Here is a 25,525-nt window from a genome sequence, read left to right as displayed (position 1 = left end):
GCTATAAATCTTCTAAAAGCAAGAGGTATAAATTCTTAGCGGTGCTTCCATATTGCAGGAAATCTTCGTCTTTAGCTTTTTCGAAATATTTGATGGTAGTGATATTGGTTGGGTAATCTTTATCATATTTCTTTTTAATCACACGCAATCCGTCGCTTTTGGTTTCCAAAATCTGACTGGTAGTGGCTAATATGATAATGTTGTTTGGCAAATCGTTAGGTTTGTTTTGCTTGATTTGGTTGGAGGAAAATAACACCGAACCTTCATCGGCAATTAGGTTTTCACAACTCGCAAATAAAAATACCGGATTGGCCGGTTTGTCATAATGCAACTTGTTTTCGTCTAACATGCTGTATAATTTTGGCTCATAACAAAGGGCTTCGCATTCGAACCAATCGTTTTCTTCTAATATGTTTAGGAATTGGTCTTTTACTTCATTCAAGTTTTCGCAATACAAAAACTTACCGCCATTTTTTTTGAAATTATAAGTGAACTTTTCATCTACAGGAAGCAGTGAAAAGCTAGAAGGAGCATTGTTAAATTCGCTTTGACTTTCTTCGTCAGAGGCATCATTACCTGTGCCAAAAATTTTTCTGAAAAGACTCATGCTGGTTTGGGTATAATCTGGTTTGGTATTTGAAATCCCTCAAAGATAAAAAAATCTTAATTCAAAAGTATGTTTTGAATTAAGATTTTAAAAAAATGTTAAAAAACCGTAAATGTTATTCGATTACTGCATCAGCCATGGTTTCATCAGCGTGATTGTCGTATGGTCTTTTGCCGAAAATGGTTTCTAAATCGTCTTTGAAGATTACTTCTTTTTCAATTAATATGTTAGCTAACTGTTCGAGTTTTTCTTTATTGTCTTGTAAAATCTTGATAGCTCTTTGGTATTCTGTTTCAATCAAGTTTGAAATTTCTTTATCAATAGTCAAAGCCGTTTCCTCAGAGTACGGTTTGGAAAAATTATACTCACTTTGTCCCGAGGAATCATAATAAGTTACATTGCCTAATTTGTCGTTCAATCCGTAAATTGTAACCATCGCACGCGCTTGTTTGGTTACTTTCTCCAAATCGCTCAAAGCTCCGGTAGAGATTTTGTTGAACATTACTTTTTCAGCGGCACGCCCGCCCATAGTGGCACACATTTCATCCAGCATTTGTTCCGGACGAACGATTAAACGCTCTTCCGGTAAATACCATGCGGCACCTAAACTTTGTCCACGCGGAACAATCGTAACTTTTACTAATGGCGCTGCGTGTTCTAACATCCAACTTACGGTAGCATGACCAGCCTCGTGTACGGCAATAGCGCGTTTTTCATCCGGGGTAACGATTTTGTTTTTCTTTTCTAATCCACCAACGATTCTGTCGACAGCGTCTAGGAAATCTTGTTTGTCAACTGCAGTTTTGTTATGTCTGGCAGCGATTAAAGCCGCTTCGTTACAAACATTGGCGATATCTGCACCTGAGAAACCAGGCGTTTGTTTGGCTAAAAATTCAATATCTAAACCTTCAACTTTTTTCAAAGGTTGTAAGTGTACTTCAAATATTTCTTTACGTTCTCTTACGTCCGGTAGGTCAACATAAATTTGACGGTCAAAACGTCCAGCACGCATTAAGGCTTTGTCTAATACATCGGCTCTGTTGGTTGCCGCCAAAACTATTACATGTGTATTGGTGCCGAAACCATCCATCTCAGTTAACAACTGATTTAGGGTGTTTTCGCGTTCGTCATTAGAACCTGAGAAATTGTTTTTCCCACGAGCACGACCTACCGCATCAATCTCATCAATAAAGATAATCGCCGGAGCTTTGTCTTTGGCTTGTTTGAATAAATCTCTAACACGAGAAGCTCCAACACCTACAAACATTTCCACAAAATCAGAACCTGATAGTGAGAAGAATGGCACTTTGGCTTCACCGGCTACAGCTTTAGCTAACAGGGTTTTTCCTGTTCCGGGAGGCCCAACTAATAAAGCACCTTTTGGAATTTTACCTCCAAGTGTAGTATATTTTTCAGGGTTTCTTAGGAACTCAACGATTTCTTGTATTTCTTCTTTAGCACCTTCTAATCCGGCTACGTCTTTGAAAGTGGTTTTTAAATCGGTTTTTTCGTCAAATAATTTGGCTCTTGATTTTCCGATGTTAAATATTTGACCTCCGCCACCACCGGCACCACCGCCTGACATTCTGCGCATGATTAAAATCCAAATTCCAATGATGATGATGATAGGCAATAAGCTGATGAATATCTCAGACCAATTGCTTTTCGGTTTAAAATCGTAGTCTTTGATTTTACCGTCCAATTTGGCTTTCTCGATTTTGTTTTGGAATACTTCGTCATTACCAATCTCAAAAGAGTAGTGCGGCCCTTTGTTAGGATTGTCCAGCATATCTTTCGAAACTTTGGTATGGGCTTTGTCTTTTAAAGCCGCAGCTGTCAAATAAGCTTCCCCTTCAGTTTTGTTGAAAACCACCACCTTTTCGATTTGTCCTTTGTCTAAGTATTCGTTGAATTTAGACGAAGAAATCTTAGCCGTATCCTGAAATCCGGAACCGCCGATGTAGTTTAATCCGAAGAATACAATGATTAATCCGGCGTAAATCCACCACGGACTTACTTTAAAATTATTGGGTTTCTTTTCCGTTGCCATATATGTTTAGCGCAATTTTTAATAGTTACTTGGAATGGTAGTAATTTGGGCATCGCCCCATAATCCTTCTATATTGTAGAATTCACGGATTTGTTTTTGGAAAACATGTACGACGATGTCAACATAATCCATTAAAACCCACTCGCCATTGTCCGTACCTTCTACGTGCCATGGTTTGTCTTTTAATTCTTTTGAAACTAATTTTTGGATAGAGTTAACAATCGCGTTAACTTGGGTATTGGAGTTCCCGTTGCAAATGATAAAATAATCACAAACTGCGGTGTCTATAGCTCTTAAATCGAGTATTTCAATATCATTTCCTTTTACTTCTTCAATGCCTTTGATGATACTCGCTAAGAGTACATCAGTGTTAATTGCTTTTTTCGTCATCTAGTATTTATGTGTATTTGGCAAAGGTATTACTTTTTGTCCTTATTTTTGCTTAACAAAAGTTTAAAATTACCACCAATTTTATTTCTATCATGCCTATAATCAAACTCGATGCCATAGATTCGACCAATGACTATTTAAAGCAATTGGCCAAAGAAAAGTGGTTGGAAAACTATACTGCGGTGATGGCTTTTGAACAAACAAAAGGCAGAGGTCAAATGGGTTCTGAATGGGTGAGCGAATCCGGTAAAAATCTAACTATCAGTGTTTTGGTTAAGGATGTTCCGCAGGATATGATCTCTATTTATGATTTTAATATTGCGGTAGCATTGGCTGCTGTAGGTGTTTTGACTATGAATGGTATAGTGAAAGTTAATGTCAAATGGCCCAACGACATTATGGCAGAGAATAAGAAAGTAGGTGGCATACTAATCGAAAACACCTTAAAATCTGATGGCAGTTTTACTTCGGTTGTTGGTTTTGGGTTGAACTTAAACCAAACCGATTTTGAGCATTTACCACAAGCCAATTCACTGACCAACATTACCGGAAAAAATTATGACTTGGACGAAATGGCGAAAAGTTTTATCAAATCACTAAAATTACACTTGATACTATTTCCTGAAAGAGCTGATGAAGCTTGGGCGCATTACAACGATTTGTTATTCAAAAAAGACAAACCTTCTGCTTTTGAGTTCCCCAATGGCGACCGATTTATGGGCATTATTAAATGCGTGACCCGTGATGGTAAATTGGCGGTGCTGTTAAATGATGATAATGTAGCGTATTACGAATTGAAAGAGGTGAAGTTGTTGTATTAGTTTATTTCTTTACGAACTCGCCAAAATGCCATAAAACCCCGGAAGGATCATGAACAAAACATTCGCTTCCCCAATCTAATTCCCGAATGGGAACAACCCGAACACTTTCGTATTTTGAAGGCAAATCTAGAGCTACTAATTGCTTATAAAACTGCTCCACATTTTCTACTTCCATAAACACCATCGTATTGTCTATCCAATCATTGACATAAGCGTCTTGCAGGTAAAAACCAATTGTTGCTGTTTTGAATAAGCACATGTTGTGTGACAAAACAACTTCTTCAAAGCCTAAGTCGCGGTAAAAGCTTCTTGAGACTTCATAGTTCTTGGCACCAATGAAAGGGCGAATGGATAAGGCTTTGTGTTCCATTTGTTAGTTTTCTATTGATTTCAAATATATGAAAATAGTTAGTCGGTGTATTCTAAAATATCTCCGGGTTGACAGTCTAAGGCTTTGCAAATCGCTTCAAGTGTGCTGAAACGAATGGCTTTGGCTTTGCCGGTTTTTAGGATAGACAAATTGGACAAGGTTAAATCAACCTTTTCGGAAAGTTCGTTCAACGACATCTTTCTTTTGGCCATCATCACATCTAGGTTTACAATTATAGCCATAGTTTATATTGTTAGATCGTTTTCGTTTTGGATTTCGATGCCTCTTTTGAAAATTTGGGCGATTACATACAGCGTAACACTCATGAACAGCCATACATCACCGCCGGCTAAACGAAGATGGTAAATGTCGGGCATTGTAACGTTTTGTTTGTAGAGCCACTGCGCATGGGTAACTCCAAAGTGGGTGAACAAACCGATTCCTAAAGTCAAGTAACAAAGGTTAAAGATGAACCGGCGTACTTCAGGGTTGAAAGGCTGTAACAGGTTTAGTTTTTTATCGTGCAATATTTTTACAATCAGGTAGAAGATTAGTGCTTTCATGACGGCGATGATACTGATGTAAAACGTAATCACAAAGTACTGATTAACGTCGTGCTTGTAGAGTTGGGTCAAATCGATTTGATGCCAAAAAACACCAATGTTATCGGGTCTAACTAACGCTAATACCGAATTAAATAGAAAACCTCCGGCTTCAATACACAAGCCGATAAAGATGATCCATGAAAAGATGTACAAGAGTTTGAGGATTTGAGCGGTACTAATTTTAATTTCCATAAGAGCGCATTTTTAAAGTTTAACAAGGCAAATATAATACAATTATTTATTGATAAACAATAAATATGTATTTTTTTTTAATAAATATTTGCTGTAAATCGTTTTTTTTTTTTTTGGTTTCAAGTGTAGTTGGTAAGAGTAAGAATAGCTTTCGGATTTTACTTTATTGGATGGGTTTTACCATTTTTCCCGGCTTTATTTTCTGTGTTTAGAAGTTCGTGATGCCTTTTCGGAGTTTGTTGACCGCTTTTCGGAAGTTGTAGGTGTCTTTTCGGAGTTGGCAGGAGCCTTTTCGAAGTTGGCAAGTTTGAATTCAGAAGTTGAAGGAGTCTTTTCGAACGTTGCAGGTTGTATTTCGGAGTTGACAGGTGTCTATTCAGACATTGCAGGTGTTTATTTGAATTATTGAAGAAAACTCGGGAAAAATCCCAAGTCTCGCAATTATCACAAACTACTGTTACCAGATGTTTTTAGTAATAAGTAATGTAAAGAAAAAGTATTATTACCAAAAACATGGTCGACGCAATCAAAGCTATATTCAAACCTTTATTTCTAGCATATAAATTTATAAGTGAAACTAATATTGAACCTACAAACAAAGAAATAATAGTTCCGTTAGAAAATAGTCCAACATGTATTTTTTCCCAATTATTGTCTTTTACTATTATTTCATTCACATTACTAAATATTATAGACTTGACTGTTTTTAATTTTTGACCTTTCTTATATTCTTTTTCAGGGTATTGAGCAATCCGATATGACTCTCCATTTGACAATTCAACAATATGCCGCAATTCATGAGTAGGATTGTTATTTCCGCCAGTATGTGTTAACTTTGAATAGAACGAATCTAATTCTTTTACAGAACTTTCTTTACCGGGTATAAATAAGTCAAGAGTAATTAAGCTTGCAAGAATAAAATTGAATATAACTAAACGTATTATTATTTTCTTTTCCAATTTTTTAGATCTAAGTTGTGAAAATTGGTCACAACGTGTTGATAGGTTATATATTTTCTTATTCTCCGAGCTAATATACAAAAAAACCACTTTTCACTAGTAAGAAACTACTTTTGAGCTTCTTCTTTTGGTAAAAGTGGTTGTGTTGTTTTAGGGTAATCATTTCGCTCCAAAACCCTCTTTCAAAGTCTCAAAATGGAAGAGGGCGGAGCGGTAGGTATAGAGTGCCGGTTTATCGCAAGCTGGTTTGCACAAAATGCAACAACTTTTGACGTTCCACCGGCGCGGGGAATATTTTTAGGCAGCGGTCAACTGTAGCTGCAATACGTACACGAGGAAAATCGGGGAATTCCTCAGCGATGATTTGTATGATAAACTTACGGTCGAGGGGTTTCTCGGCACGAATAAATGGTGTATCATAAACCATTTTACACTGGGTTTCAACATTGTTCCAACACATGACTTCTTTTTTTTAAAAATTATGAATTATTATGTTTTAGTATTAATTACTGTCTACTCTTCCTTTTTTAAGCCAAGAAAATCCAAAGGCTACCAGCGCTATAGCTTCTAAAATGAAAGTAATATTGTATGCTTTCCACATAGGATAGTTCTCTTCTATCCAAACCGAATAAATTACAATTAGGGCAATACAAACCAACATTATGATTCCACAGTATTTATAAAAATTGTGCGAGGGCATTTTGCCAAAATCAGCTACGTTGGCCGTACGTCTGAAATTAAAAATAGAGATGAGTGCTAAGGTGATGAAAAAGAACCCTGCAAAAATATAATGCACTGCTCCTATGGTTTCGCTACTAATGTAATTGCGAACATTGTCGGTAAGGCAATAGTCGGATGAGGTAGGGAATATTGCTACTCCCAAAGCACAAATTCCGGCTAAGTTGGTCATGAAACTGTCTGACGGAATGATTTCTTCATCGCGTTGCGGGTATCCTCGGTAGCTAAACATAAATAAAGCCACTGCCCAAAGTGTACCGGTAAACAACTCACCAACAGTCGTATAGTAATAATGACTAATAGAAGGTTTAAAAGAATGACCGGCAGTATAGGTGTTACATTGTGTCATTAGAAGGTGTTCGTTATTGAGTAATTCGTATTCATTTATAATATAATTGCCTGTAAGTAGGATGAAAGGCAGTGCTAATCCGAGCCAACCAATGGATTGGCGCATACGGTGATAGGAAATCACCAGATTGGGGTTGAAGTTTCTTTTTGGCATGTATTCGTTTAATTGGATTTTACTTTATGTAAAAAAAACCTGCCCTTACTATAACTAATCAAATACCACTTATAATTTTGTTTGTACGGGCAGGGTTTTTACTAACCAACTAAAAATTAAAAAATTAATTTCTTAGAGGAAATAAAAGTCGGAAAACAAAACCAAAAAAAAAATCCCCATCAATGGGGATTTTTTATCATGATTCTTGGGTAAAATTACTACAAATAGTCGTATTTTCGCTCTAAAGCGAATTTGGTTAAATCGGTTTTGCCAATAATTTTTATTTTTTTTGACATGTTTTTACGGTGGGAATCGACAGTAGATTTTTCTATAAAGAGGATATCTGCAATTTCTTGGGACGATTTTCCTTCGGCAATTAATTGAAGAATTTCTTTTTCGCGGGAGCTGAACACCAGTTCGTTTTTGGGAGTTTCGTATTCGTTTTCAGCTTCGTTGACAAAATACGAGTATCCTTCATTTACCGCTCTGATTGCCTCTAAAACGGTTTGCAACGAAGCGTTTTTCATGATATAACCCGAAGCACCGGCTTCCTTCATTTGCGAAATAGCATCATCGTGGTCAAACATGCTGAAGGCGATAACTTTGGTATTGGGCAATTCGGCTTTGATGGTTTTGGTGGCGATGATACCGTCACATTTGGGCATGCGGATATCGGTGATGACCACATTAGGTTTTAGTTGGCGTACAATATCTATTAAGACCAAGCCGTCATTGGCATGACCTACGATTTCGATGTCGCTCTCGTTTTTCAAGAATGATTTCATTCCGTCAATCAGAGCTTGATGATCTTCGGCAATAATAAGCTTTATCATATGGGGATGTCTATAATGATGGTGGTTCCTTTTCCTTCAAAACTGTCTATGCTGAAAGTGCCGTTGAGTTGTTCGGCTTTCTTTTCGATGTTGCTTAAACCCATGCCTTCTTTTTTGTCGATGGTTTTTGGGTTAAAACCTTTGCCATTGTCTTCGATTAAAATGTTGATGCTGTCATCGTCTTGGGTCAAACTAATGCTGATTTCGCTAGCTTCAGCGTGTTTGATGGTGTTGGTTAAGATTTCTTGAATCATTCGGAAGAGTGTGACTTCGAGTGCGTTATCCAGTCTTTTGGTCATGCCAAATGGAATCACTTGTACTTTCAGTTTATTCGGTATCGCGACTTTTTTGGCAATATTTTGTACTGCCGGTACTAAGCCTTCGCTACCGATTACGCCGGCGTTTTTGGCATGTGCCATACCTCGAACTTTTTGGTAAGCTTCTTCAATTAAATCATCGGTTTTGGCAAACATTTCCTGTTCTTCTTGATTGATGCCTACTTTTTGTTGGTATAAGTTTTGGAAATTGAGTCGCAAAGTGGCTAAAATACTGCCTAAGTTGTCGTGCAAATCATTGGCTAATTTTAGTCTTTCTTTTTCTTGGCCTTCCAGCATTTTATCTATTTCAAGAAGCTCTTGGTCTTTGAGGACATTTTCGAGCTTTTGGGTTTCGATAAACTTTTCTTGTTCTGCAATTTTTTTCTTTTTATTGATATTGCTGATTCTGAAATAGGCGACGATGACTACAATAATGAATAACCCGACAAAAGCATAGAGTATCATTTTGTTTTGTTGGTCCTTGATTTTAAGGGTTTTGTTTTCGAGTTCTTTTTTTTGGGTTTCGTATTTGGTATTGATGTCGCGAATGATTTTGTTTTCTTGTTGATCACTCAATTCTTTCTCAAGTGCTTTTTTCTTGTCGAGATATTCAAATGCTTTTTCATAATTCTTCATCTCTTTGTAAGTATCCGAAATATATCCAAGTACAATGAGGTCAACATTAGCTCTGTAATTGTCAAATTTTAATTCTAGAGCCATGAGGTAATACTTTACAGCAGCTTCGTAATTTTTTTCTTTTCGAAAGATGGCTGCAAAATTGACAAAGGCATATGCTATACCTTCTTGATGATTGTGTTTTTTACTTAATTCTAAAGATAGATTATGATAATAGTGTGCTTTTTTTAAATCATTTAGTACTTCAAAATAGGTGACGCCAATGTTGCCATTAATCTTAATTTCATGAACGTAAAGATTGTTTTTTTTTGCAATGGATATAGCTTTTTGAAAATAATTAATCGCTTTTTGAGGTTCTAATTTATATATGCTTTTTCCAATCTGTTTATAGGTTTTACACAGTAAATCGGGATTTTTACTTTTTTCAGCATAAATAATGGCTTCATCTAGCAAAGGTTTATAATCGGCATAAACATAATCACTAAGACTTTTTTGTTCGGCCAATGTTACTAACAACTCCGCTACTTTGTCAAAATCTTTGACCTGAAGGTATAATTCTTTCGCCTTTACAAAATGTTCTACTGCTCCGACACCTGAACTGTTTAAATATTGGGTTTTACCGGATAAATGTTCAAAAAGCGCTCTGTCTTTTATAGACAACTCATTTGGTTTGAACTTTTTTAATTCGGCCATACGAGTGTTAAAGTCAAGTTGGTCAAATTCAGAATCAAATTGTTTTAATGCTGCGTTTTGGGCAATAGCTATCAAAGTACTAAAAAGAAATAGTACTATGAAAATAGATTTGAATGGAATTGATTTAAACATAATGAATATTTAGCCATTTAAGCCACCTGGCGCACCAGTTCCCGGAGGTGACCCACCGGCTAAGTGTACATAAATACCGTCTTTGTAGTTTTCTATGTACTTATTGTCGTCGGAATTGGTGGTTGGGTCAAAACCAATTCCGTGGTGGATGTATACGGTAATTTGATCTCTGGTAGTAATGTCATAAATGTCTTTATCACCGGGTGCTAAATAAGAAGTATCTAATGTACTAAAAGAAACATCTTCAAGAACGAGTTGGCTATCGGCCGGATAATTAGAGAAATCGGTGTCGTTTTTATCAACAGTTTGCAAAATACCTACTATAGCATATCGACTTGCATTGCTGATGTTGTAGTATTGACTGATGTAGAATTCATCCGGACTGATTTTAGTCGTTTGAATGGTAATAGAAAAAGTTTCGTCACTTGGGTTAAAAGTGCCTGTTGATTCGTAGACTTTCATGTCGAGTTTCTGTTTTTTGGTTCGTTATCCCAAAGGTGAGAAATTTATTTGTAAAAGTAAACGTCTTAAAGTCTATTTTTAACATAATTTTGACCAATAAATAGTACAAAAGGCAACGAAAATTAAAATAGTCCTTTGATAGGAGTATTGGTTATACCAATCTTTTTATAATCAAAATCCATTTTGCTTTGCAACAACGTCGCATAAATACTTCTGAAGTCGATTTCATATTTTAAATCGCCATTGTCCAAATCATTTAAGTTAGGGTTGTTTCCCATGATATTGCCCTTGTTATTACCGCCAATGATAAACATTGGAGCAGCGGTTCCGTGGTCGGTTCCGTTGCCGTTGTCTTTTACTCTTCGACCAAATTCAGAGAAGACTACGATGGTAACATTTTGCAATAATTTAGCATTCTTTAAATCCGAATAAAAGCTAAATACCGCATCGTTCAATTCCGTTAAATTGCGTTGGTGAATAGTCAATTGATTGTCATGGGTATCGTAACCATTTTGAGAAGTGTAATATACTTTGGAGTTCAAATTGCCTTTAATCAATCGGGCAATCCATTCTAAGTTTTTGCCTAAATTGGTTTTAGGATAACTCATTTCGGCAGTTGATTTTGCAATCGCTTTTTGAATCTCCTCCGAACCTTCGGAAACCGAGTTGGCAATCTTACGAACAAAATCCAATTGCGGATTGTCGGAAAGTTTTACCGTGTCGTCATTATCGGTTCTAATTTTGAAACGATTGGGATCTTTTACGGTGATAAAATTAGGTTCATTGCCTTTTAGGGCTAGATTATCTATGGAATCCAAATTTACGCCGGCAGTAGGTTGGTGGTCTTGGCATTGCAAATCGAGATAACGTCCGAGCCAACCATCATTTATGTATTGGTTCGAGCCAGAGGCGGTTTGCCAAATTTCCTGACTTCGAAAATGAGACCGATTTGGTTCGGGATAACCTACGTTTTGAATGATGCTCAAATCGCCGTTTTGTTGTATTCCTGCAAAATCTTTTAACGCAGGATGAAAAGCCATGCCTTTGTTTTTACTGATGATGGTGTCTTTGGACAACGCAATTTTGGCACGCAAATCATAATATAATGGATTGTCGAAAGGAATAAAAGTGTTTAAACCATCGTTACCACCATTCAACTGAATAAAGACCAAACAATGTTCGCCAATTACCAAGTTCGACTGATTGCCAAAAGCGTGAAGAAAATCGGGTAACAACAATGCACCGCCTGTAAATGTACCTGTTAAGGATAAAAAGTTTCTTCTGTTCATGGCTATATCAATTGGTATTCTGGTGTTTTTACTATGGCATTGAACAATCGCAATACGGCATCATCGGCATTTTCTGCCTTGGGATTGAAATCATATTTTAAAATGGTTTCAAATTCTTTCTGTAAATTTTCATCCGTCTGAAATATTAATCTGTCGGACAGTTCAGCTATGATGGTTTTGTTGTTGCCGGTTTTGTTCCAATGGAGTTTTACTTTCACCAATTGGTATACACTTTCGTTAATCATTTCATCGTCGGTGAATTGTTTTCTTCGACTTAAGCTTTTACCGTTACAAAGCAAATCGGCGGCATTGTTGCGTTGCAAATAGATTTGAGAAGTCATCCATTCTTTTCCGCCATTCCAACCTTTGACATTAGGTTGATTGAACAAATCCATGCCTTGTTGTTTCAGGAAAAAAGCAAGCAGTTTCGGATTCAATTCTTCAACTTTCAGTTCGTGTATCAATTGAAGAATATAAACCAACGGATCTTTGATTTTGCTTCCGGCATTGTCTTTGGCGAATTCTTCGGTGAAGATTTTGGTTAGCAATGGCTTGATTTCAAAATCTACTTTTCGGAAATAATCTCCATAATATTGTACCAATTCTTCCGATGGATTGTCATAAATAAACCATTTTAGGATTTTTCGCGTCAGCAAATAAGGCACTGCTTTTTGTTCAAAAATGATATCTACCATTTCATTGGCCTTGAATTTTCCGGTTTTGCCGAAATAAGTAATGGTATCGTTGTTTTCGAGTAACTTTCGATAAATGGCTTGTTCTTCTCCCAGGTTTAAGCCGGCCAAACCTTTGGCACCATTTTTTATATCGTCTTCGGTGTAATTTCCGATGCCGAGTGTAAAGAGTTCTAATAATTCTCGGCTCAGGTTTTCGTTAATTTTGTCACTACGATTGTCTACATTATCCAAATAACGAACCATGGCATTGGTTTGGATGATTTGTTTGGTTACCGATTTAAAGTTGCCGAAAGCATTTTCACGCAAGATTTGATTGTGCTGAAAAACCCAATGATTGACTTTTACCTTTTGGAACGTTGAAACAAAATGGTTGTGCCAAAAGCAAGTCATTTTTTCGCGTAGTGGAAACTCCTCTTCGATCATTTTGTTCAACCACCAAGCTTTCATTTCCTGGGAAACTTGGAGTTCAGCTTTGAGCATTTCTTTGACTTCCTCTTGAGGTTTGCTTTGGAGCGATTGTCTTTTGGCTCTTAATTCCTGAATAGATTTCGGGCTGTTATCCAAAAAGGAAGGCAGACTTTTGTCAATTTTTGCTGCAAAGGATTCTCCTATAAACTTTGGTAAACCCATATTCTCAATAAGTTTACTTTGCTTTCCCGAGAAGCCTAAGCGCAATGACCAAAGTGTGTTCTTATTCATAATTTTATCTTCTTCCTCTTACCGGAGTTCTTCTTACTTTAACGGCTTTTACATTGCCTCTTTTGTTTTTGTGAATTACTGTAGTTCCCCTACGATTGTGCACTACTAAAGTAGAGGAATGTCTTCTCGAAGTATACGTATTTCGGGCTACAACAACTCTACGAGTAGTAACCGGACGATAATAAACGCGATGTGGTGCGCAATGCGCATAAAATACCGGATGGGAAATTGGTCGCCAAGGTTTCCACCAACGAGGATAGTTTCTCCAACGGTATGGCGATACCCAAACTACATAATTTGGAGCATATAAAAAGCGTACACTTGGCCAAAGCCATACATTCACCGAAACTATTTGAAAATCAATTTCAGGAACATTAGGTCCGCCTTTTGAACTTTTTATGGTTTCTTTTTCATCAATGGGTTCGATGATGGTGTTTTCGGGATATAAATCTTTGTCACCTTCAATTTGAAGTAAAGCTTTATTTTCCCCTGTTTTTTCGATGCTTATGGTGGCAATGTCTTGTTTCTCTTTTTCGTCAAGATAAGTGCTCAGGACAATAACATGAGAATCACCTTCTTTGATGTCTTCTACAAGAATGTAATCAATATCGTCATCGTTGTTGAGGTCGAGATTGTTAACACTGTTTTCTTCGTTAAGAAATTTTTCAAATTCTTCTAGGGAATTGGCTTTTTTAAATAGCGCTAAAGCACCTTCTAAACTAAAATCATCCCCGGTATTTACCGGACGATTGTCTTCTTGACTAAAACCTGAGGTTATACCTAGTATAACCAACAGTAGTGATATGTATTTTTTCATATTTAAAGGAATTTCTAAATAAGACTTATCCCCAAAGTTAAGGTTTAAACCCTTTGGTAATATTGTGAATTTATCAACAAACAGTATTTTTTTTGACCTAAAATTAAAAATAATGTATCTTTGAACTCAAATAGTTGCATTATGATTACCACAGATACCCAAACGGCTTTAGAGCAGTATTTTCAACAATTCCGTCAAAATATTATTGGAATTGACCAAGAGTTTGAATCGCCTTTCGGGAAAAAGAAAATCATTTATACAGATTGGACGGCCAGCGGAAGATTGTATCGACCAATTGAGGAAAAATTGATGAATCAATTTGGTCCTTTTGTGGCCAATACCCATACTGAAACCACTATTTCAGGAACTGCAATGACTATGGCTTATCATGAAGCCCGACACATTATCAAAAAGCATGTTAATGCCAACGATAATGATGTGTTGATTAATGACGGCACCGGAATGACTGGCGTGGTAAACAAGTTTCAAAGAATTTTAGGCTTGAAATTGCCTGAGAATCTTAAAGCATTTACGGAAATTCCTAAAGCTATAAAACCCATTGTATTTATTTCTCACATGGAACACCATTCGAACCAAACTTCTTGGTTAGAAACCATTGCCGATGTAGTGGTAATTCCTGCGAATGAAGAGGGTTTGTTGTGTATGAATGAATTCAAACAATTACTTGAGCAATATAAAGAAAGAAGTTTTAAAATTGCTTCCATAACCTCTTGTTCCAATGTAACGGGAATCAGAACTCCATATCATGAAGTAGCCAAATTGATGCATCAAAACAATGGTGTTTGCTTTGTAGATTTTGCTTGTTCAGGGCCGTATGTTGAGATAAACATGCATCCCGATAACGAAAGTTATTTAGACGCTATTTTCTTTTCGCCTCACAAATTTTTGGGTGGACCGGGAACTTCGGGGGTGTTGATTTTCAACAAAAATTTATACAAAAACAATGTACCCGATTGTCCGGGTGGTGGAACCGTATCTTGGACGAATCCTTGGGGTGAACACAAATACATAGACAATATTGAAGACAGAGAAGATGGCGGAACTCCGGGATTTCTTCAGGTGATTAAAACTGCTTTGGCGATTCAGTTGAAGGAGCAAATGGGCGTTAAGAATATCTTAGAGCGCGAACATGAAATTGTAGCCTATATTTTTTCCGAATTGAATTCGATAGAAAACATACACATTTTGGCCAACCAACACCAAGACCGTTTAGGGGTGATTTCGTTTTATATTGATGATTTGCATTTTAATTTGGGTGTAAAATTATTGAATGACAGATTTGGTATTCAAACCCGTGGAGGTTGCAGTTGTGCCGGAACTTATGGACATTTCTTATTGCACGTTGACCAAGAAACTTCTCATGATTTGGTGTGCCAAATTACCTCGGGAGATTTAATCAAAAAACCGGGATGGATTAGGATGTCGATTCATCCAACCACTACTTCAGAAGAGATACAATTTGTTTGCGAAAGCATTAAAGCATTGGCACAAAACCATGCAGTTTGGGCGAAAGATTATGAATACAACTCAAAAACCAACGAGTTCATTCACAAAAACGCAAAACATTCAGAATTAGCCATGGTTAAATCTTGGTTTAATGCTAAATAACTGAACACTGCTAGCTGAATACTATTTTTTCTTGTGTTTCCAACGTTTGTGTGTCCACAAATAATATTCCGGTGCTTCGTAGATTTGTTTCTCTACACGCCTTAAAAACTCATCGGATATTTCATAATTCGGTACCGCTGTTGGTTGGTCAAACATCAATTCAAATGTTGCTTGATAGTAACCACGTTTTACTTTTTTTACCTTTAGAAATATAACATTCATATCAAAACGTTTGGCCAACATTTCTGCACCGGTATGGACAGGAGTTTCAATTCCCATAAAAGTACCCCAATGGTGAGTTTTACTCAATTGCGGAGATTGATCGCTGGCAAAACCATAAAGGCCTAAATGGTTTTCGCGGTAATTTTTCTCAATGGTTGGAATGGTTTCACGAGTTGTAATTAAAATCGCTTTAAATTTGAGTCGAATGTCTTTGACCAACTTATCAAAATGCCTGTTGGCAATTTTTTTATAAATAGCGTAGCTGGTTAGTTTACTGAATTTATTTAGGGAAATAGCCCATTCATAACTGGCATAGTGAGCCATCATTACGGCAATGCTTTTTCCTTTCTGCTCCATGTTGGTCAGTACTTCCAAGTTAGTAAAAACAAATCGCTTATCTATTTCCTTTTCAGAAATGGTCATCGTTTTAATCATCTCTAAAAACATGTCACACATGTGACGATAAGATTTTTTTTCAATGGTTATTTGGTCTTTTTTAGACAAATGCGGCAGGGCTAATTGAATGTTTTGACGAACAATTTTTCTGCGGTATCCAATAACATAATAGATCAAAAGATAGATAACATCGGAAACTGCATATAGAAGTCGGAATGGTAAAACAGAGATAAACCAAAGGAAAGGATAAAGGAGTATAAAAACAATAAACTGCATGCTAGTGAATTTTATGCAAATATAAAGTTAAATGTGATTTTAAACGGATAACATTAACAAAACCTACGGAAGTATTATTATTTTTACAGAAATATATTTGAATGGATAATTTTTTCTTATTAGGCATAATTTTAGCCAATGTTCTTATCAGTATTAAAGGATTTAATGATGAATATTTCTTTAGAAAATTCCAGTTTCATGTAGGCAGTATTCGTGCCGGAGAGCAGTTTAGAATGATTTCTTCCGCTTTTCTTCATGCCGATGTGTTTCATTTGGCTTTCAATATGATAGCATTGTATTCTTTTGCACCGGTAGTTTTTGAATCATTAGGAAATACCACTTTTTTATTGATTTATGCCGGAAGTTTGGTTTTCGGCAGCTTATTAACTATGGTTTTTCACGGTAATGAATATAATTATAGGGCAGTGGGTGCTTCCGGTGCAGTAACCGGAATTATTTATTCTGCTATTTTACTTTACCCCGATATGACGATTGGTATTTTTGGTATAATTCCAATGCCGGCTTATATTTTCGGAATTGTCTATTTGCTTTATTCTATATACGGAATGAGAACCAAGAATGACAACATTGGTCATACCGCGCATTTTGGTGGTGCTATCGGAGGATACGCCATTACTTTATTAAAAGAACCGAGTTTATTTCAAGAAAGCTTGTTAATGGTCATTTTATTGGCAATTCCCATCATTATACTTTTTGTTATGGCTAAAATGGGAAAATTATAATTGGCACAACTTTTGGAATTAGACAGATACAATTAAAATAAAACAATATGAGAAATGCAATCTTAATTTTAGCCCTAGTAGTTACAGGTATTGCGAATGCGCAAGAACAAAAAGCCCAAGTACCTCAAATTACAGTAACCGGAGAAGGAAAAATTAAAATAATTCCGGATCAAGCAGTGATCACTGTTGGTTTTCAAAACTCAGGCAAAGATGCCAAAGAAGTAAAAACAATGAATGATGAAGTAGTTGATAAAGTGATCAAGTTTTTAAAGAAAAGCGGAATTCCTGCTACAGATTATAAAACCAATAACGTTAGTTTAGGTAAGAGTTATGACTACGAAAAGAAGAAATATAATTTTCAAGCCAATCAAACATTGAGTATTACCTTAAAGGATTTATCAAAATACGATGATATCATGATGGGGTTGACTGATGCCGGAGTGAATTCGATTGATGGTGTTGAATTCAAGTCCTCTAAAATGGAAGACTATGAAAAAGAAGCCAGAAAGAAAGCAATGCTCAATGCCAAACAAAAAGCTTCGGATTATGTTTCAGTGTTAGGACAAAAAATAGGCAAAGCATTGTTGATTACAGACAATTCAAGTGTATACGTACCACAGCCTATGTATAAAGGCGGAATGATGGCCATGGCTGCTGAAGCTATGCCAAGAGAAACTTTAGCGATAGGTGAAATTGAAATCAGTACCAATGTTACCGTGACCTTTGCTTTAGAATAAAGAACAAAGTCTTAAAAAGTAAAAAATCCCATTTCAATTAAGAGATGGGATTTTTTTATGAAATGATTTGTTTTTATTTCGGTAAAGGTGCGCCAACTGCAATACCACATTGATGTCCTTCTTGTCCGTGAGGCGGATTCATGCCCGGAGCTGTTGTAGTCGTAGCAGCACCATCCGAACTCAATATAGCCGGCGTAGCAGAGGGTTGGGAAGTTTGGGTTTGCGTCGTAAACTTACTTGGGTCAATTTGTTGGGTAATAGCACTTCCGGCTTTGGCTTGGTTATTTCCCGGAGGAGAACTTAAAGGTGCACCAACTGCAATATCACAACGATGTCCTGGTTGACCGTGAGGCGGATTCATTCCTTTTTTTGTAGTAACCGGCATTTGGTTCGGTGTAATGGTTTGACTTGCTGTTACCGGTTGGTTTTGACCGGGAGCGGCATTTTGAGTCGTAGGTTGTTGGGTATAATTTTGTGCCGGAATAGATTGCACTCTCGGCATTATTATTTCTTTAGGAGTTTCATCTGTAGTTGTAGCGGCTTCCTCTTCTTTTTTACAAGAAACAAACGCCAAGGAAACTACTATAAGTGAACTGAAAATTAAATTTGATTTCATAAAGCATACTTTTTAGAAAACCAAAGATACTTTTTTTGATTATATCTTCAACAAAAAAAATACTTGTATTCTTAGTTTTGGACTCAGTTGCAATTGAATAGCAAAATAGGTTAGTTTTTTTAAACTCAATAATTTTATAGTTGCACTATTGTTTTATGGACAATCTATTAAAACAAACTTAAATTAACACTTAGTTTGGTAACAATTGAATATCTTTGTTTAACTTTATTGATTTATAGTTAAACAATTTTAAAAATGATTTTGTCAAGAAAAGAAAAAAATAGCCTGTCAGAAATTGATATTGATCGCATTATTGAAATGGCTTGGGAAGACCGAACTCCTTTTGATGCCATACAATTCCAGTTTAACTTGTCAGAAGCTGAGGTAAAAGCGCTGATGAAAAAAGAATTGAAGTTCAGCAGTTATAAATTGTGGCGTGAAAGAGTGGAAAGTTGTAAAACCAAGCATGCCGCAAAACGAGTAGAAGGAATAGATCGTTTCAAATGCAATTTACAACGTGCCATTTCTAATAATAAAATCTCAAAAAGAAGATGAAAAGAGCTTGTATAAATTCAAATGAGATAGCACTTTTAGATAAGCAAGTTAGAGTACATCTTATTAATGGTTTGGGCGGTTTCAAAAGTGTTTCATTGGTTGGAACCAGAAGTGAAATAGGCACCAATAATCTGGCTATTTTCAGTTCTATTTTTCATTTGGGCGCTAATCCACCGCTGGTAGCCATGATTTTCAGACCAAGTCCACCCGAGCGTGATACCTTGAGAAACATTATCAGTACCGGTTTTTATACTTTAAATCATATCAACGAAGACATTTACAAACAAGCTCATCAAACATCGGCTAGGTATGATATTGAGGTTTCTGAATTTGAAGCCGTTGGTTTAACACCCGAATTTAAAAGCAATTTTCCTTCACCATTTGTAAAAGAAAGCGCCATTCAGTTAGGTGTAGCGTTTAAGGAAAAAGTAGATATATCCATAAATAATACCACTATGATTATTGGTGAGATTATTGAAATTCATGTTCCGGAAGATTGTTTGTCTAAAGATGGGTTTATTGATTTAGAAAAAGCCAACACCATCACTTGTTCCGGTTTAGACAGTTATCATAAGACGATCCGATTAGACCGCTTGAGTTACGCCAAACCCGATAAAGAAGTTACTTCAATCCTTGCAGTTGAATAAGAAAGAAATCAATATTGTATGGTTCAAAAGGGATTTGAGACTAATCGATCATGAACCCTTATTTATGGCGCTTCAACAAGAAGTACCTACTTTGTTGTTGTATTGTTTTGAACCTACTGTAATGACTCATGAGGATACCGATGCAAGACATTGGCGTTTTGTTTATGAATCATTAAAAGACTTGCAAAATAATTTGAATAAAGTTTCGGCTCAATTGTATGTTTTTCATCAAGAATCCATTGCTGTTTTCGAAGCATTATCCTCTAATTATCAGATAAAAACAGTTTACTCACATCAGGAAACCGGAAACCGACTCACGTTTGACCGAGACATAACCATGCAGCATTTTTTTGATAAAAATAAAATCGTCTGGCAAGAGTTTCAAACCAATGGTGTAATTAGGAAGCTTAAAAATCGTAGCCAATGGGAGGAAAAATGGCGCCAAACCATGAGTAGTGAACCCAAATTAGTAGCTATTGAAAAAGGCGTTTTTTTAACTTTAAATAACACTATATATGATGCCATAAAAGGGGAAGATCTGCCGGCAGCAATAACCCTAAGAAATACTAATTTTCAGCAAGGTGGAGAGTATTGGGCATGGAGATATTTGGATAGTTTTATCAAAGTGCGTTATGTCAACTATAGCAAGCATATTTCCAAACCCAATTTAAGTCGGAAAGGTTGTAGCCGATTGTCACCTTATTTGGCTTACGGCAATATCAGTATGCGAATGGTTTATCAATATACAATGCAGCATTATAATCAATCTGAAAATAAAAGAGCGTTGTCCAATTTTATTTCCAGATTACATTGGCATTGTCATTTTATTCAAAAGTTTGAAAGCGAATGCCGAATGGAGTTTGAAAATATCAATCGCGCATTTGATGGTATAGCAAAACCTAAGAATGAATCTTATATCAAAGCTTGGCAAGAAGGCAAAACAGGTGTTCCAATTGTTGATGCCTGTATGCGATGTTTGGTCGAAACCGGTTACATCAACTTTAGAATGCGCGCTATGGTCGTGTCTTTTTTTGTGTTTAACCTTTGGCAAGATTGGCGGGAATTGCATTTTTTAGCCCGACAGTTTTTAGATTATGAACCTGGGATTCATTATCCCCAATTGCAAATGCAAGCTGGTGTTACCGGAATTAATACGGTAAGAATTTACAATCCGGTAAAGAATTCTGAAGATCACGATACCGAGGCTATATTTATAAAACGATGGTTGCCGGAATTGGGCAATATTCCGCCTCATTTAATTCATGAACCTTGGAAATTAAGTTTGATTGACCAACAACTATACGAATGCAAAATGGGTAAAGATTATCCGTTCCCCATTGTTGACCTCGAAGCTACTCGAAAATATGCCAGTGACATCATTTGGGGTTTCAGAAAAAAAGAAGAGGTCAAGCATGAGGGTAAAAAGATTCTAAAGAAACATGTAAACAATCCAAATCGAAAATTCAAAAACAAAAGTCAATAATGGCCATATTTTTAAAAGCTAATTGGGAAAATATCATCATGGTCAATTACGAAATTGATCCTGAGATTCTCCGCCCATTTTTACCTAAAGGAGTTACAATCGACTTATTCGACGGTAAGGCCTATATAAGTTTGGTAGGTTTTATGTTTAAAAAAACCAAAATATTTAATATTCCCATTCCACGCTTTGGCACTTTTGAAGAAATCAATTTGCGGTTTTATGTCAAGAGAGAAGAAGGGTATTTTGTTAAAAGAGGCGTTGTTTTTATCAATGAAACTATCCCTTATCCCTTAGTGGCTTGGGTAGCCAATTGGTTGTACAAAGAACATTATACCGTAGTTCCTACCAAGCATTTTTTTAGCAAATTTGAATCAACACAACAATTGCAATTCGAGTGGCTTTTGAATAAAAAGTGGAACAGTATTTTCGTTGAAACCGAGACAAAATCTAAGGACATGGAGCCTAATTCTTTTGAAGAATTTATCTACCAACATTATTACGGTTATACTAAAGTAAACGAAAATGCTACTGAAGAATACCGTTTGCAGCACCCGAGATGGAAGGTCTTTCCGGTTACCAATCACGCCATAAATTGTGATTTTTCAACAATGTATGGAAACGATTTTTCAGTATTGAACCATACCCAACCCAAGGCTGTCTTCGTGGCCGATGGGTCAGCGGTTAAGATTGAATGGAAAAGAAACCGATTAAAATTTGGTTATGAAAGGAATTAAAAAACAGCACTTACCTTCTAAAGTTTGCCTGGTTTGCCATCGACCTTTTTCTTGGAGAAAGAAATGGGAAAAGGTTTGGGATGAGGTAAAATATTGCAGTGATAAATGCAGAATGAATAAATAATTATGGCAACTAAGATTTTAAGATTGATTTTAGGCGATCAATTAAACAGCCAACACTCATGGTTTTCTATGATCGATGATGCGGTGACTTATGTAATGATGGAAGTGCGTACCGAAACCGATTATGCGCAGCATCATGTTCAAAAAGTAGCGGGTTTCTTTGCCGCTATGCGCCATTTTGCAGATAATTTACAAGTTCAAAAACATAAAGTTATTTATCTGAAATTAACCGATAAATCTAATTTGCAATCTTTTGAGGCTAACTTAAATGTTATCCTTGAAAGGGATAATTACACCCATTTTGAGTATCAACTGCCGGATGAATATCGCCTTGATATAATGCTCAAGGAATTTGCGAACCAACTTTTAATTCCCGTTCAAGTATTCGATACTGAGCATTTTTTTGCTGCTCGAAATGAGTTAGGCGATTTTTTTGAAGGTAAAAAGTCATTTTTGATGGAGAGTTTTTACCGCGCCATGCGTAAAAAACACCAAATTCTAATGGAAGGCAATAATCCTACTACAGGCCAATGGAATTATGATGGTGACAATCGAAAAAAGTTGCCCAAAACGCATAAGCCTATTGATCCTTTGGTGTTCAATACGGATGTTTCAGAGATAGTCAATGAGATGGCTAAAACGAATATAAAAACCATTGGAACTATTGATGCTACTAATTTTATTTGGCCAATTAATAGAACTCAATCACTGGAATTACTCGAGTTTTTTGTTGCTGAATGTTTGCCGCTATTTGGCTCGTACCAAGACGCTATGTCACCCAATGAATGGTCGCTTTATCATTCAAGATTATCTTTTTCGATGAATACTAAGATGATATCGCCTTTAGAGGTAATCCAACGGGCTATTATGGAATGGAAAGATAAGCCGGAACGTATCGAGTACAATCAATTGGAAGGCTTTGTTCGGCAAATCATTGGTTGGCGCGAATACATGCGAGGCATCTATTGGTTGAAAATGCCTGAATATGCTACAATGAATTTTTTCAACCATCAGGAAAAGTTACCGCATTGGTTTTGGACCGGAAAAACAAAAATGAATTGTCTTAAAGACGCCATTAACCAATCACTTCACTATGCCTATGCCCATCATATTCAACGATTAATGGTCACCGGGAATTTTGCACTTTTGGTCGGGATCCATCCGGATGAAGTCGATGCTTGGTACCTGGGGATTTATATTGACGCTATTGATTGGGTTGAAATTACCAATACCCGCGGCATGAGTCAGTTTGCCGATGGCGGTATAGTGGGTACCAAACCTTATGTGAGTTCGGCTGCTTATATAGATAAAATGAGTCATTACTGCGGTAGTTGTTTTTACAACAAGGCTAAGAAAGTAGGCGATAAAGCTTGTCCTTTTAATAGTTTGTACTGGAATTTTTATGACCGTCACGAAGACCAATTGGCCAAGAACCCAAGGATTGGTATGATGTACAATGTTTGGCGTAAAATGAAGCCGGAAGATAAAACCGCGTTATTACAACAAGCCGATTATTATTTAAAACACCTCAATGAATTATGAAAACTGCTATAGTTTGGTTTAAAACAGATTTACGATTAATTGATAACGAAACCTTGGTCAAAGCAATTGCACAAAATGATGCTGTAATTCCGGTGTATTGTTTTGACGAATCCCATTTTGAAACGACCAGATATGGTTTTAAAAAAACCGGTAGTTTCAGAATCCAATTCTTATTAGAATCCTTAATCGATTTAGATAAAAGTTTACGAGAGTTAGGTTCAGGATTGCTAATTTTAAAGGGAAAACCAGAAATAGAAATTCCACAGGTTGTCAAGCAGTTTAAAGCCCAACGAGTGTACGCTAAGCGAGAAGTAGCTTATGAAGAAAAGCAAACCGAGGCCTTGGTTCAGGCTGAACTTTGGAAACACCATTGTGAATTACTGACATTTAGCACCAGTACTTTGTACCATGCCGAAGATTTGCCTTTTTCCATCAAAGACATTCCGGAGGTGTTTACCAATTTTAGAAAGAAAACGGAGAAGGATGCCATCATCAGAAAATCTTTTGACAAACCGATGGTTGTAAATTCCCCTGAAATTGCACCAGTAATTTTGCCAACAATAGAAGCTTTAGGTATACACGAGGTGGCAATAGACAATAGAGCGGCAATCCAATTTAAAGGAGGTGAGTCGGAAGCGCTAAGAAGGCTGAACTATTATTTTTTTGAATCAAAAGCCATTTCAATCTACAAAGAAACCCGAAACGGTATGGTAGGTGCCGATTATTCTTCTAAGTTTTCTGCTTGGTTGGCTTTGGGTTGTATTTCGCCCAGGTTTATTTATTTGGAACTAAAAAAATATGAATCCCAATTTGGAGCTAACGAATCAACGTATTGGTTAGTATTTGAATTGTTATGGCGAGATTATTTTAGGTTTATGATGAAGAAACATCAAAATAAAATATTTCTAAAATCAGGCATTCAAAATAAAGACTTGACGATAAATCAATTCGATATAAAATTACTTGAAGACTGGGTTAACGGTAAAACCGGAGTTGATTTTGTGGATGCTAATATGATTGAGCTACAATTAACAGGTTTTATGAGTAATAGAGGTCGTCAAAATGTGGCGAGTTATTTTTGTAACGATTTAAAGCTCGATTGGCGATATGGTGCGAGTTATTTTGAGCAACAGCTTATCGATTATGATGTTTGCAGTAATTGGGGTAATTGGGCTTATTTGGCCGGTGTTGGAAATGATCCTCGTGGCAATCGCTATTTCAATATTGAAAAGCAGGCTATCGATTATGATAAGAATAAAACCTTTAGGGATTTGTGGTTAAAATATTAAATGAAACTTAGGCTTTGTTTGTCTATCAATAACCATTTTTTATCACTGTTGAGTCTGAAAGAGGCTATGAACTCTTTGTTCCATTCTTGCGGTGATATTAGTGATAAAAATTGTTTTCCATCATCGCCTAAATACATATGATAAATTTCCCCAATTACTGGCTCAAATGAAAACTTTGCATTATAGACTAACTCATTCCATTGGTATTCTTCTATTAAACTTTGATAAGCCGTTTTTAATTCATTAAACTTACTTTCAAACTCTTTGTTTACATTATGAATTCCTCTGCTTTTCCATGCAACGACATCATCAATTTTAATAACAGGGGCACCAACATTGGTTGCGAAAGGCAATATGTTAGCGTGATATCCTTCTTTTTCTGAATAAACTACATTATCAGGTTTTTGTTTTCCCATCTTTTGATTTTGTCTATTAATTAAGGTCTGAATTATACTATTATTAGCAAATAATGATCACAAATGAAAATTGTTTTTCATTAGTAAAACCGTATATAAAATTACGCTAAAATAGTTTTATACTATTAAATCTTAATCGATATCTTCGATAGGTTCATTCTTTCTTTCAATACTATTTTTGCAGAGGTACATAGTATTTTAAATAGGTTGCTTATTTTACTATTCTTTTAGTTGTTAGCTATTTTCTACCTTTTCTTTTTTGTAAAATTTTATGGTGGTGTTTTTTTGAAGTTACTTTCAAAAGCAAGTA

Annotated in this window: 29 protein-coding genes; 11 read left to right on the top strand and 18 right to left on the bottom strand. The window is 36.2% G+C overall.

Translation table 11 applies throughout. From position 1 onward, the window contains the following. Window position 1: 1 nt before the first annotated feature. The 3 genes from ICG50_RS10830 to rsfS form a co-directional block, all read right to left on the bottom strand. Window positions 2-607 (bottom strand): lactate utilization protein B/C, encoded by a 606-nt coding sequence (locus ICG50_RS10830; protein ID WP_187660938.1) that lies wholly within the window; start codon window positions 605-607, stop codon window positions 2-4. Window positions 608-722: 115 nt separating this feature from the next. Further along, window positions 723-2,657, bottom strand: coding sequence for an ATP-dependent zinc metalloprotease FtsH (gene ftsH / locus ICG50_RS10825; RefSeq protein WP_187660937.1), 1,935 nt, complete (start codon window positions 2,655-2,657; stop codon window positions 723-725). 18 nt (window positions 2,658-2,675) lie between these two features. Continuing rightward, the gene (gene rsfS, locus ICG50_RS10820; protein ID WP_121314521.1) at window positions 2,676-3,047 is read right to left on the bottom strand and encodes a ribosome silencing factor; all 372 of its coding nucleotides are present in this window, start codon (window positions 3,045-3,047) and stop codon (window positions 2,676-2,678) included. Between the two features lie 92 nt (window positions 3,048-3,139). On the opposite strand from rsfS, the gene ICG50_RS10815 reads away from it, so the two are divergent. Continuing rightward, complete coding sequence (locus ICG50_RS10815; RefSeq protein WP_187660936.1) at window positions 3,140-3,868, top strand: biotin--[acetyl-CoA-carboxylase] ligase; 729 nt, start codon at window positions 3,140-3,142, stop codon at window positions 3,866-3,868. 1 nt (window position 3,869) lies between these two features. Here the strand turns inward: ICG50_RS10815 and ICG50_RS10810 are convergent, their stop codons facing one another. The 12 genes from ICG50_RS10810 to ICG50_RS10755 all read right to left on the bottom strand — a co-directional run bounded on the left by ICG50_RS10810 (window position 3,870) and on the right by ICG50_RS10755 (window position 13,807). Further along, window positions 3,870-4,238 carry a VOC family protein gene (locus ICG50_RS10810; RefSeq protein ID WP_187660935.1) on the bottom strand — a complete coding sequence of 123 codons (369 nt, stop codon included), beginning with the start codon at window positions 4,236-4,238 and terminating at the stop codon, window positions 3,870-3,872. 38 nt (window positions 4,239-4,276) lie between these two features. Then, entirely contained in the window at window positions 4,277-4,480 is a 204-nt protein-coding gene (locus ICG50_RS10805) for a helix-turn-helix domain-containing protein (protein ID WP_176305395.1), read from the bottom strand. A gap of 3 nt (window positions 4,481-4,483) precedes the next feature. After that, a complete protein-coding gene (locus ICG50_RS10800) occupies window positions 4,484-5,035 on the bottom strand; it encodes a DUF2975 domain-containing protein (protein ID WP_187660934.1) in 552 nt (183 codons plus the stop codon). Between the two features lie 470 nt (window positions 5,036-5,505). Then, on the bottom strand, window positions 5,506-5,994 hold the full coding sequence (locus tag ICG50_RS10795) for a hypothetical protein (protein ID WP_187660933.1): 489 nt from the start codon (window positions 5,992-5,994) through the stop codon (window positions 5,506-5,508). Window positions 5,995-6,226: 232 nt separating this feature from the next. Beyond that, window positions 6,227-6,454 (bottom strand): hypothetical protein, encoded by a 228-nt coding sequence (locus ICG50_RS10790; protein ID WP_187660932.1) that lies wholly within the window; start codon window positions 6,452-6,454, stop codon window positions 6,227-6,229. A gap of 42 nt (window positions 6,455-6,496) precedes the next feature. Further along, window positions 6,497-7,234 carry a hypothetical protein gene (locus ICG50_RS10785; protein WP_187660931.1) on the bottom strand — a complete coding sequence of 246 codons (738 nt, stop codon included), beginning with the start codon at window positions 7,232-7,234 and terminating at the stop codon, window positions 6,497-6,499. A 218-nt stretch (window positions 7,235-7,452) separates the two neighbouring features. Next, window positions 7,453-8,067, bottom strand: a complete 615-nt coding sequence (locus ICG50_RS10780; RefSeq protein ID WP_187660930.1) for a response regulator transcription factor — start codon at window positions 8,065-8,067, stop codon at window positions 7,453-7,455. Then, window positions 8,064-9,845 (bottom strand): tetratricopeptide repeat-containing sensor histidine kinase, encoded by a 1,782-nt coding sequence (locus ICG50_RS10775; RefSeq protein ID WP_187660929.1) that lies wholly within the window; start codon window positions 9,843-9,845, stop codon window positions 8,064-8,066. The genes ICG50_RS10780 and ICG50_RS10775 overlap by 4 nt, the downstream gene beginning before the upstream one ends. A 9-nt stretch (window positions 9,846-9,854) precedes the next feature. Beyond that, a complete protein-coding gene (locus ICG50_RS10770) occupies window positions 9,855-10,307 on the bottom strand; it encodes a hypothetical protein (RefSeq protein WP_187660928.1) in 453 nt (150 codons plus the stop codon). Window positions 10,308-10,429: 122 nt separating this feature from the next. Then, window positions 10,430-11,596: a DUF1501 domain-containing protein gene (locus ICG50_RS10765; protein WP_187660927.1), complete on the bottom strand. Its 1,167-nt coding sequence runs from the start codon at window positions 11,594-11,596 to the stop codon at window positions 10,430-10,432. 2 nt (window positions 11,597-11,598) lie between these two features. Further along, window positions 11,599-12,990 (bottom strand): DUF1800 domain-containing protein, encoded by a 1,392-nt coding sequence (locus ICG50_RS10760; RefSeq protein WP_187660926.1) that lies wholly within the window; start codon window positions 12,988-12,990, stop codon window positions 11,599-11,601. Window positions 12,991-12,994: 4 nt separating this feature from the next. Then, a complete protein-coding gene (locus ICG50_RS10755; protein ID WP_187660925.1) occupies window positions 12,995-13,807 on the bottom strand; it encodes a hypothetical protein in 813 nt (270 codons plus the stop codon). 141 nt (window positions 13,808-13,948) lie between these two features. On the opposite strand from ICG50_RS10755, the gene ICG50_RS10750 reads away from it, so the two are divergent. Beyond that, entirely contained in the window at window positions 13,949-15,436 is a 1,488-nt protein-coding gene (locus ICG50_RS10750) for an aminotransferase class V-fold PLP-dependent enzyme (protein ID WP_187660924.1), read from the top strand. A 21-nt stretch (window positions 15,437-15,457) separates the two neighbouring features. Here ICG50_RS10750 and ICG50_RS10745 read toward each other — a convergent pair whose 3' ends face one another. Further along, the gene (locus ICG50_RS10745) at window positions 15,458-16,330 is read right to left on the bottom strand and encodes a lysophospholipid acyltransferase family protein (protein WP_187660923.1); all 873 of its coding nucleotides are present in this window, start codon (window positions 16,328-16,330) and stop codon (window positions 15,458-15,460) included. Between the two features lie 101 nt (window positions 16,331-16,431). On the opposite strand from ICG50_RS10745, the gene ICG50_RS10740 reads away from it, so the two are divergent. Together ICG50_RS10740 and ICG50_RS10735 are read left to right on the top strand one after the other, a co-directional pair. After that, complete coding sequence (locus ICG50_RS10740; RefSeq protein WP_187660922.1) at window positions 16,432-17,073, top strand: rhomboid family intramembrane serine protease; 642 nt, start codon at window positions 16,432-16,434, stop codon at window positions 17,071-17,073. Between the two features lie 47 nt (window positions 17,074-17,120). Further along, window positions 17,121-17,810, top strand: coding sequence for an SIMPL domain-containing protein (locus tag ICG50_RS10735; protein ID WP_187660921.1), 690 nt, complete (start codon window positions 17,121-17,123; stop codon window positions 17,808-17,810). Window positions 17,811-17,883: 73 nt separating this feature from the next. On the opposite strand, the gene ICG50_RS10730 is transcribed toward ICG50_RS10735, so the two are convergent. After that, window positions 17,884-18,426 carry a hypothetical protein gene (locus ICG50_RS10730; RefSeq protein WP_187660920.1) on the bottom strand — a complete coding sequence of 181 codons (543 nt, stop codon included), beginning with the start codon at window positions 18,424-18,426 and terminating at the stop codon, window positions 17,884-17,886. Between the two features lie 255 nt (window positions 18,427-18,681). Here ICG50_RS10730 and ICG50_RS10725 point away from each other — a divergent pair, with 255 nt between their 5' ends. From ICG50_RS10725 to ICG50_RS10695, 7 genes are read left to right on the top strand one after another with little or no spacing between them, the layout of a single operon-like run. Next, window positions 18,682-18,981, top strand: coding sequence for a TIGR03643 family protein (locus ICG50_RS10725; protein ID WP_187660919.1), 300 nt, complete (start codon window positions 18,682-18,684; stop codon window positions 18,979-18,981). Beyond that, window positions 18,978-19,628, top strand: coding sequence for a flavin reductase family protein (locus ICG50_RS10720; RefSeq protein WP_187660918.1), 651 nt, complete (start codon window positions 18,978-18,980; stop codon window positions 19,626-19,628). Before ICG50_RS10725 ends, ICG50_RS10720 begins: the two co-directional genes overlap by 4 nt. Further along, window positions 19,621-21,111 (top strand): cryptochrome/deoxyribodipyrimidine photo-lyase family protein, encoded by a 1,491-nt coding sequence (locus tag ICG50_RS10715; RefSeq protein ID WP_187660917.1) that lies wholly within the window; start codon window positions 19,621-19,623, stop codon window positions 21,109-21,111. The genes ICG50_RS10720 and ICG50_RS10715 overlap by 8 nt, the downstream gene beginning before the upstream one ends. Continuing rightward, window positions 21,111-21,845, top strand: a complete 735-nt coding sequence (locus ICG50_RS10710) for a YqjF family protein (protein ID WP_187660916.1) — start codon at window positions 21,111-21,113, stop codon at window positions 21,843-21,845. Before ICG50_RS10715 ends, ICG50_RS10710 begins: the two co-directional genes overlap by 1 nt. Continuing rightward, the gene (locus ICG50_RS10705) at window positions 21,841-21,969 is read left to right on the top strand and encodes a DUF2256 domain-containing protein (RefSeq protein WP_341432468.1); all 129 of its coding nucleotides are present in this window, start codon (window positions 21,841-21,843) and stop codon (window positions 21,967-21,969) included. The genes ICG50_RS10710 and ICG50_RS10705 overlap by 5 nt, the downstream gene beginning before the upstream one ends. Window positions 21,970-21,971: 2 nt before the next feature. Next, complete coding sequence (locus ICG50_RS10700) at window positions 21,972-23,510, top strand: cryptochrome/photolyase family protein (RefSeq protein WP_187660914.1); 1,539 nt, start codon at window positions 21,972-21,974, stop codon at window positions 23,508-23,510. Next, the gene (locus ICG50_RS10695) at window positions 23,507-24,799 is read left to right on the top strand and encodes a DASH family cryptochrome (RefSeq protein WP_187660913.1); all 1,293 of its coding nucleotides are present in this window, start codon (window positions 23,507-23,509) and stop codon (window positions 24,797-24,799) included. Before ICG50_RS10700 ends, ICG50_RS10695 begins: the two co-directional genes overlap by 4 nt. Here ICG50_RS10695 and ICG50_RS10690 read toward each other — a convergent pair. After that, a complete protein-coding gene (locus ICG50_RS10690; RefSeq protein ID WP_187660912.1) occupies window positions 24,796-25,215 on the bottom strand; it encodes a DUF2452 domain-containing protein in 420 nt (139 codons plus the stop codon). The genes ICG50_RS10695 and ICG50_RS10690 overlap by 4 nt on opposite strands. Between the last annotated feature and the right edge of the window lie 310 nt (window positions 25,216-25,525).

The organism is Flavobacterium buctense (genome assembly GCF_014486695.1).
Classification (GTDB): Bacteria; Bacteroidota; Bacteroidia; order Flavobacteriales; family Flavobacteriaceae; genus Flavobacterium; species Flavobacterium buctense.
This window is presented reverse-complemented; position numbering and strand designations above follow the sequence as displayed.

Excerpts from the sequence above, each read along its gene's own strand:
- ICG50_RS10830 (WP_187660938.1), bottom strand. The coding sequence starts at position 607 with ATGAGTCTTTTCAGAAAAATTTTTGGCACAGGTAATGATGCCTCTGAC.
- ftsH (WP_187660937.1), bottom strand. The coding sequence starts at position 2,657 with ATGGCAACGGAAAAGAAACCCAATAATTTTAAAGTAAGTCCGTGGTGG.
- rsfS (WP_121314521.1), bottom strand. The coding sequence starts at position 3,047 with ATGACGAAAAAAGCAATTAACACTGATGTACTCTTAGCGAGTATCATC.
- ICG50_RS10815 (WP_187660936.1), top strand. The coding sequence starts at position 3,140 with ATGCCTATAATCAAACTCGATGCCATAGATTCGACCAATGACTATTTA.
- ICG50_RS10810 (WP_187660935.1), bottom strand. The coding sequence starts at position 4,238 with ATGGAACACAAAGCCTTATCCATTCGCCCTTTCATTGGTGCCAAGAAC.
- ICG50_RS10805 (WP_176305395.1), bottom strand. The coding sequence starts at position 4,480 with ATGGCTATAATTGTAAACCTAGATGTGATGATGGCCAAAAGAAAGATG.
- ICG50_RS10800 (WP_187660934.1), bottom strand. The coding sequence starts at position 5,035 with ATGGAAATTAAAATTAGTACCGCTCAAATCCTCAAACTCTTGTACATC.
- ICG50_RS10790 (WP_187660932.1), bottom strand. The coding sequence starts at position 6,454 with ATGTGTTGGAACAATGTTGAAACCCAGTGTAAAATGGTTTATGATACA.
- ICG50_RS10785 (WP_187660931.1), bottom strand. The coding sequence starts at position 7,234 with ATGCCAAAAAGAAACTTCAACCCCAATCTGGTGATTTCCTATCACCGT.
- ICG50_RS10780 (WP_187660930.1), bottom strand. The coding sequence starts at position 8,067 with ATGATAAAGCTTATTATTGCCGAAGATCATCAAGCTCTGATTGACGGA.
- ICG50_RS10775 (WP_187660929.1), bottom strand. The coding sequence starts at position 9,845 with ATGTTTAAATCAATTCCATTCAAATCTATTTTCATAGTACTATTTCTT.
- ICG50_RS10770 (WP_187660928.1), bottom strand. The coding sequence starts at position 10,307 with ATGAAAGTCTACGAATCAACAGGCACTTTTAACCCAAGTGACGAAACT.
- ICG50_RS10765 (WP_187660927.1), bottom strand. The coding sequence starts at position 11,596 with ATGAACAGAAGAAACTTTTTATCCTTAACAGGTACATTTACAGGCGGT.
- ICG50_RS10760 (WP_187660926.1), bottom strand. The coding sequence starts at position 12,990 with ATGAATAAGAACACACTTTGGTCATTGCGCTTAGGCTTCTCGGGAAAG.
- ICG50_RS10755 (WP_187660925.1), bottom strand. The coding sequence starts at position 13,807 with ATGAAAAAATACATATCACTACTGTTGGTTATACTAGGTATAACCTCA.
- ICG50_RS10750 (WP_187660924.1), top strand. The coding sequence starts at position 13,949 with ATGATTACCACAGATACCCAAACGGCTTTAGAGCAGTATTTTCAACAA.
- ICG50_RS10745 (WP_187660923.1), bottom strand. The coding sequence starts at position 16,330 with ATGCAGTTTATTGTTTTTATACTCCTTTATCCTTTCCTTTGGTTTATC.
- ICG50_RS10740 (WP_187660922.1), top strand. The coding sequence starts at position 16,432 with ATGGATAATTTTTTCTTATTAGGCATAATTTTAGCCAATGTTCTTATC.
- ICG50_RS10735 (WP_187660921.1), top strand. The coding sequence starts at position 17,121 with ATGAGAAATGCAATCTTAATTTTAGCCCTAGTAGTTACAGGTATTGCG.
- ICG50_RS10730 (WP_187660920.1), bottom strand. The coding sequence starts at position 18,426 with ATGAAATCAAATTTAATTTTCAGTTCACTTATAGTAGTTTCCTTGGCG.
- ICG50_RS10725 (WP_187660919.1), top strand. The coding sequence starts at position 18,682 with ATGATTTTGTCAAGAAAAGAAAAAAATAGCCTGTCAGAAATTGATATT.
- ICG50_RS10720 (WP_187660918.1), top strand. The coding sequence starts at position 18,978 with ATGAAAAGAGCTTGTATAAATTCAAATGAGATAGCACTTTTAGATAAG.
- ICG50_RS10710 (WP_187660916.1), top strand. The coding sequence starts at position 21,111 with ATGGCCATATTTTTAAAAGCTAATTGGGAAAATATCATCATGGTCAAT.
- ICG50_RS10700 (WP_187660914.1), top strand. The coding sequence starts at position 21,972 with ATGGCAACTAAGATTTTAAGATTGATTTTAGGCGATCAATTAAACAGC.
- ICG50_RS10695 (WP_187660913.1), top strand. The coding sequence starts at position 23,507 with ATGAAAACTGCTATAGTTTGGTTTAAAACAGATTTACGATTAATTGAT.
- ICG50_RS10690 (WP_187660912.1), bottom strand. The coding sequence starts at position 25,215 with ATGGGAAAACAAAAACCTGATAATGTAGTTTATTCAGAAAAAGAAGGA.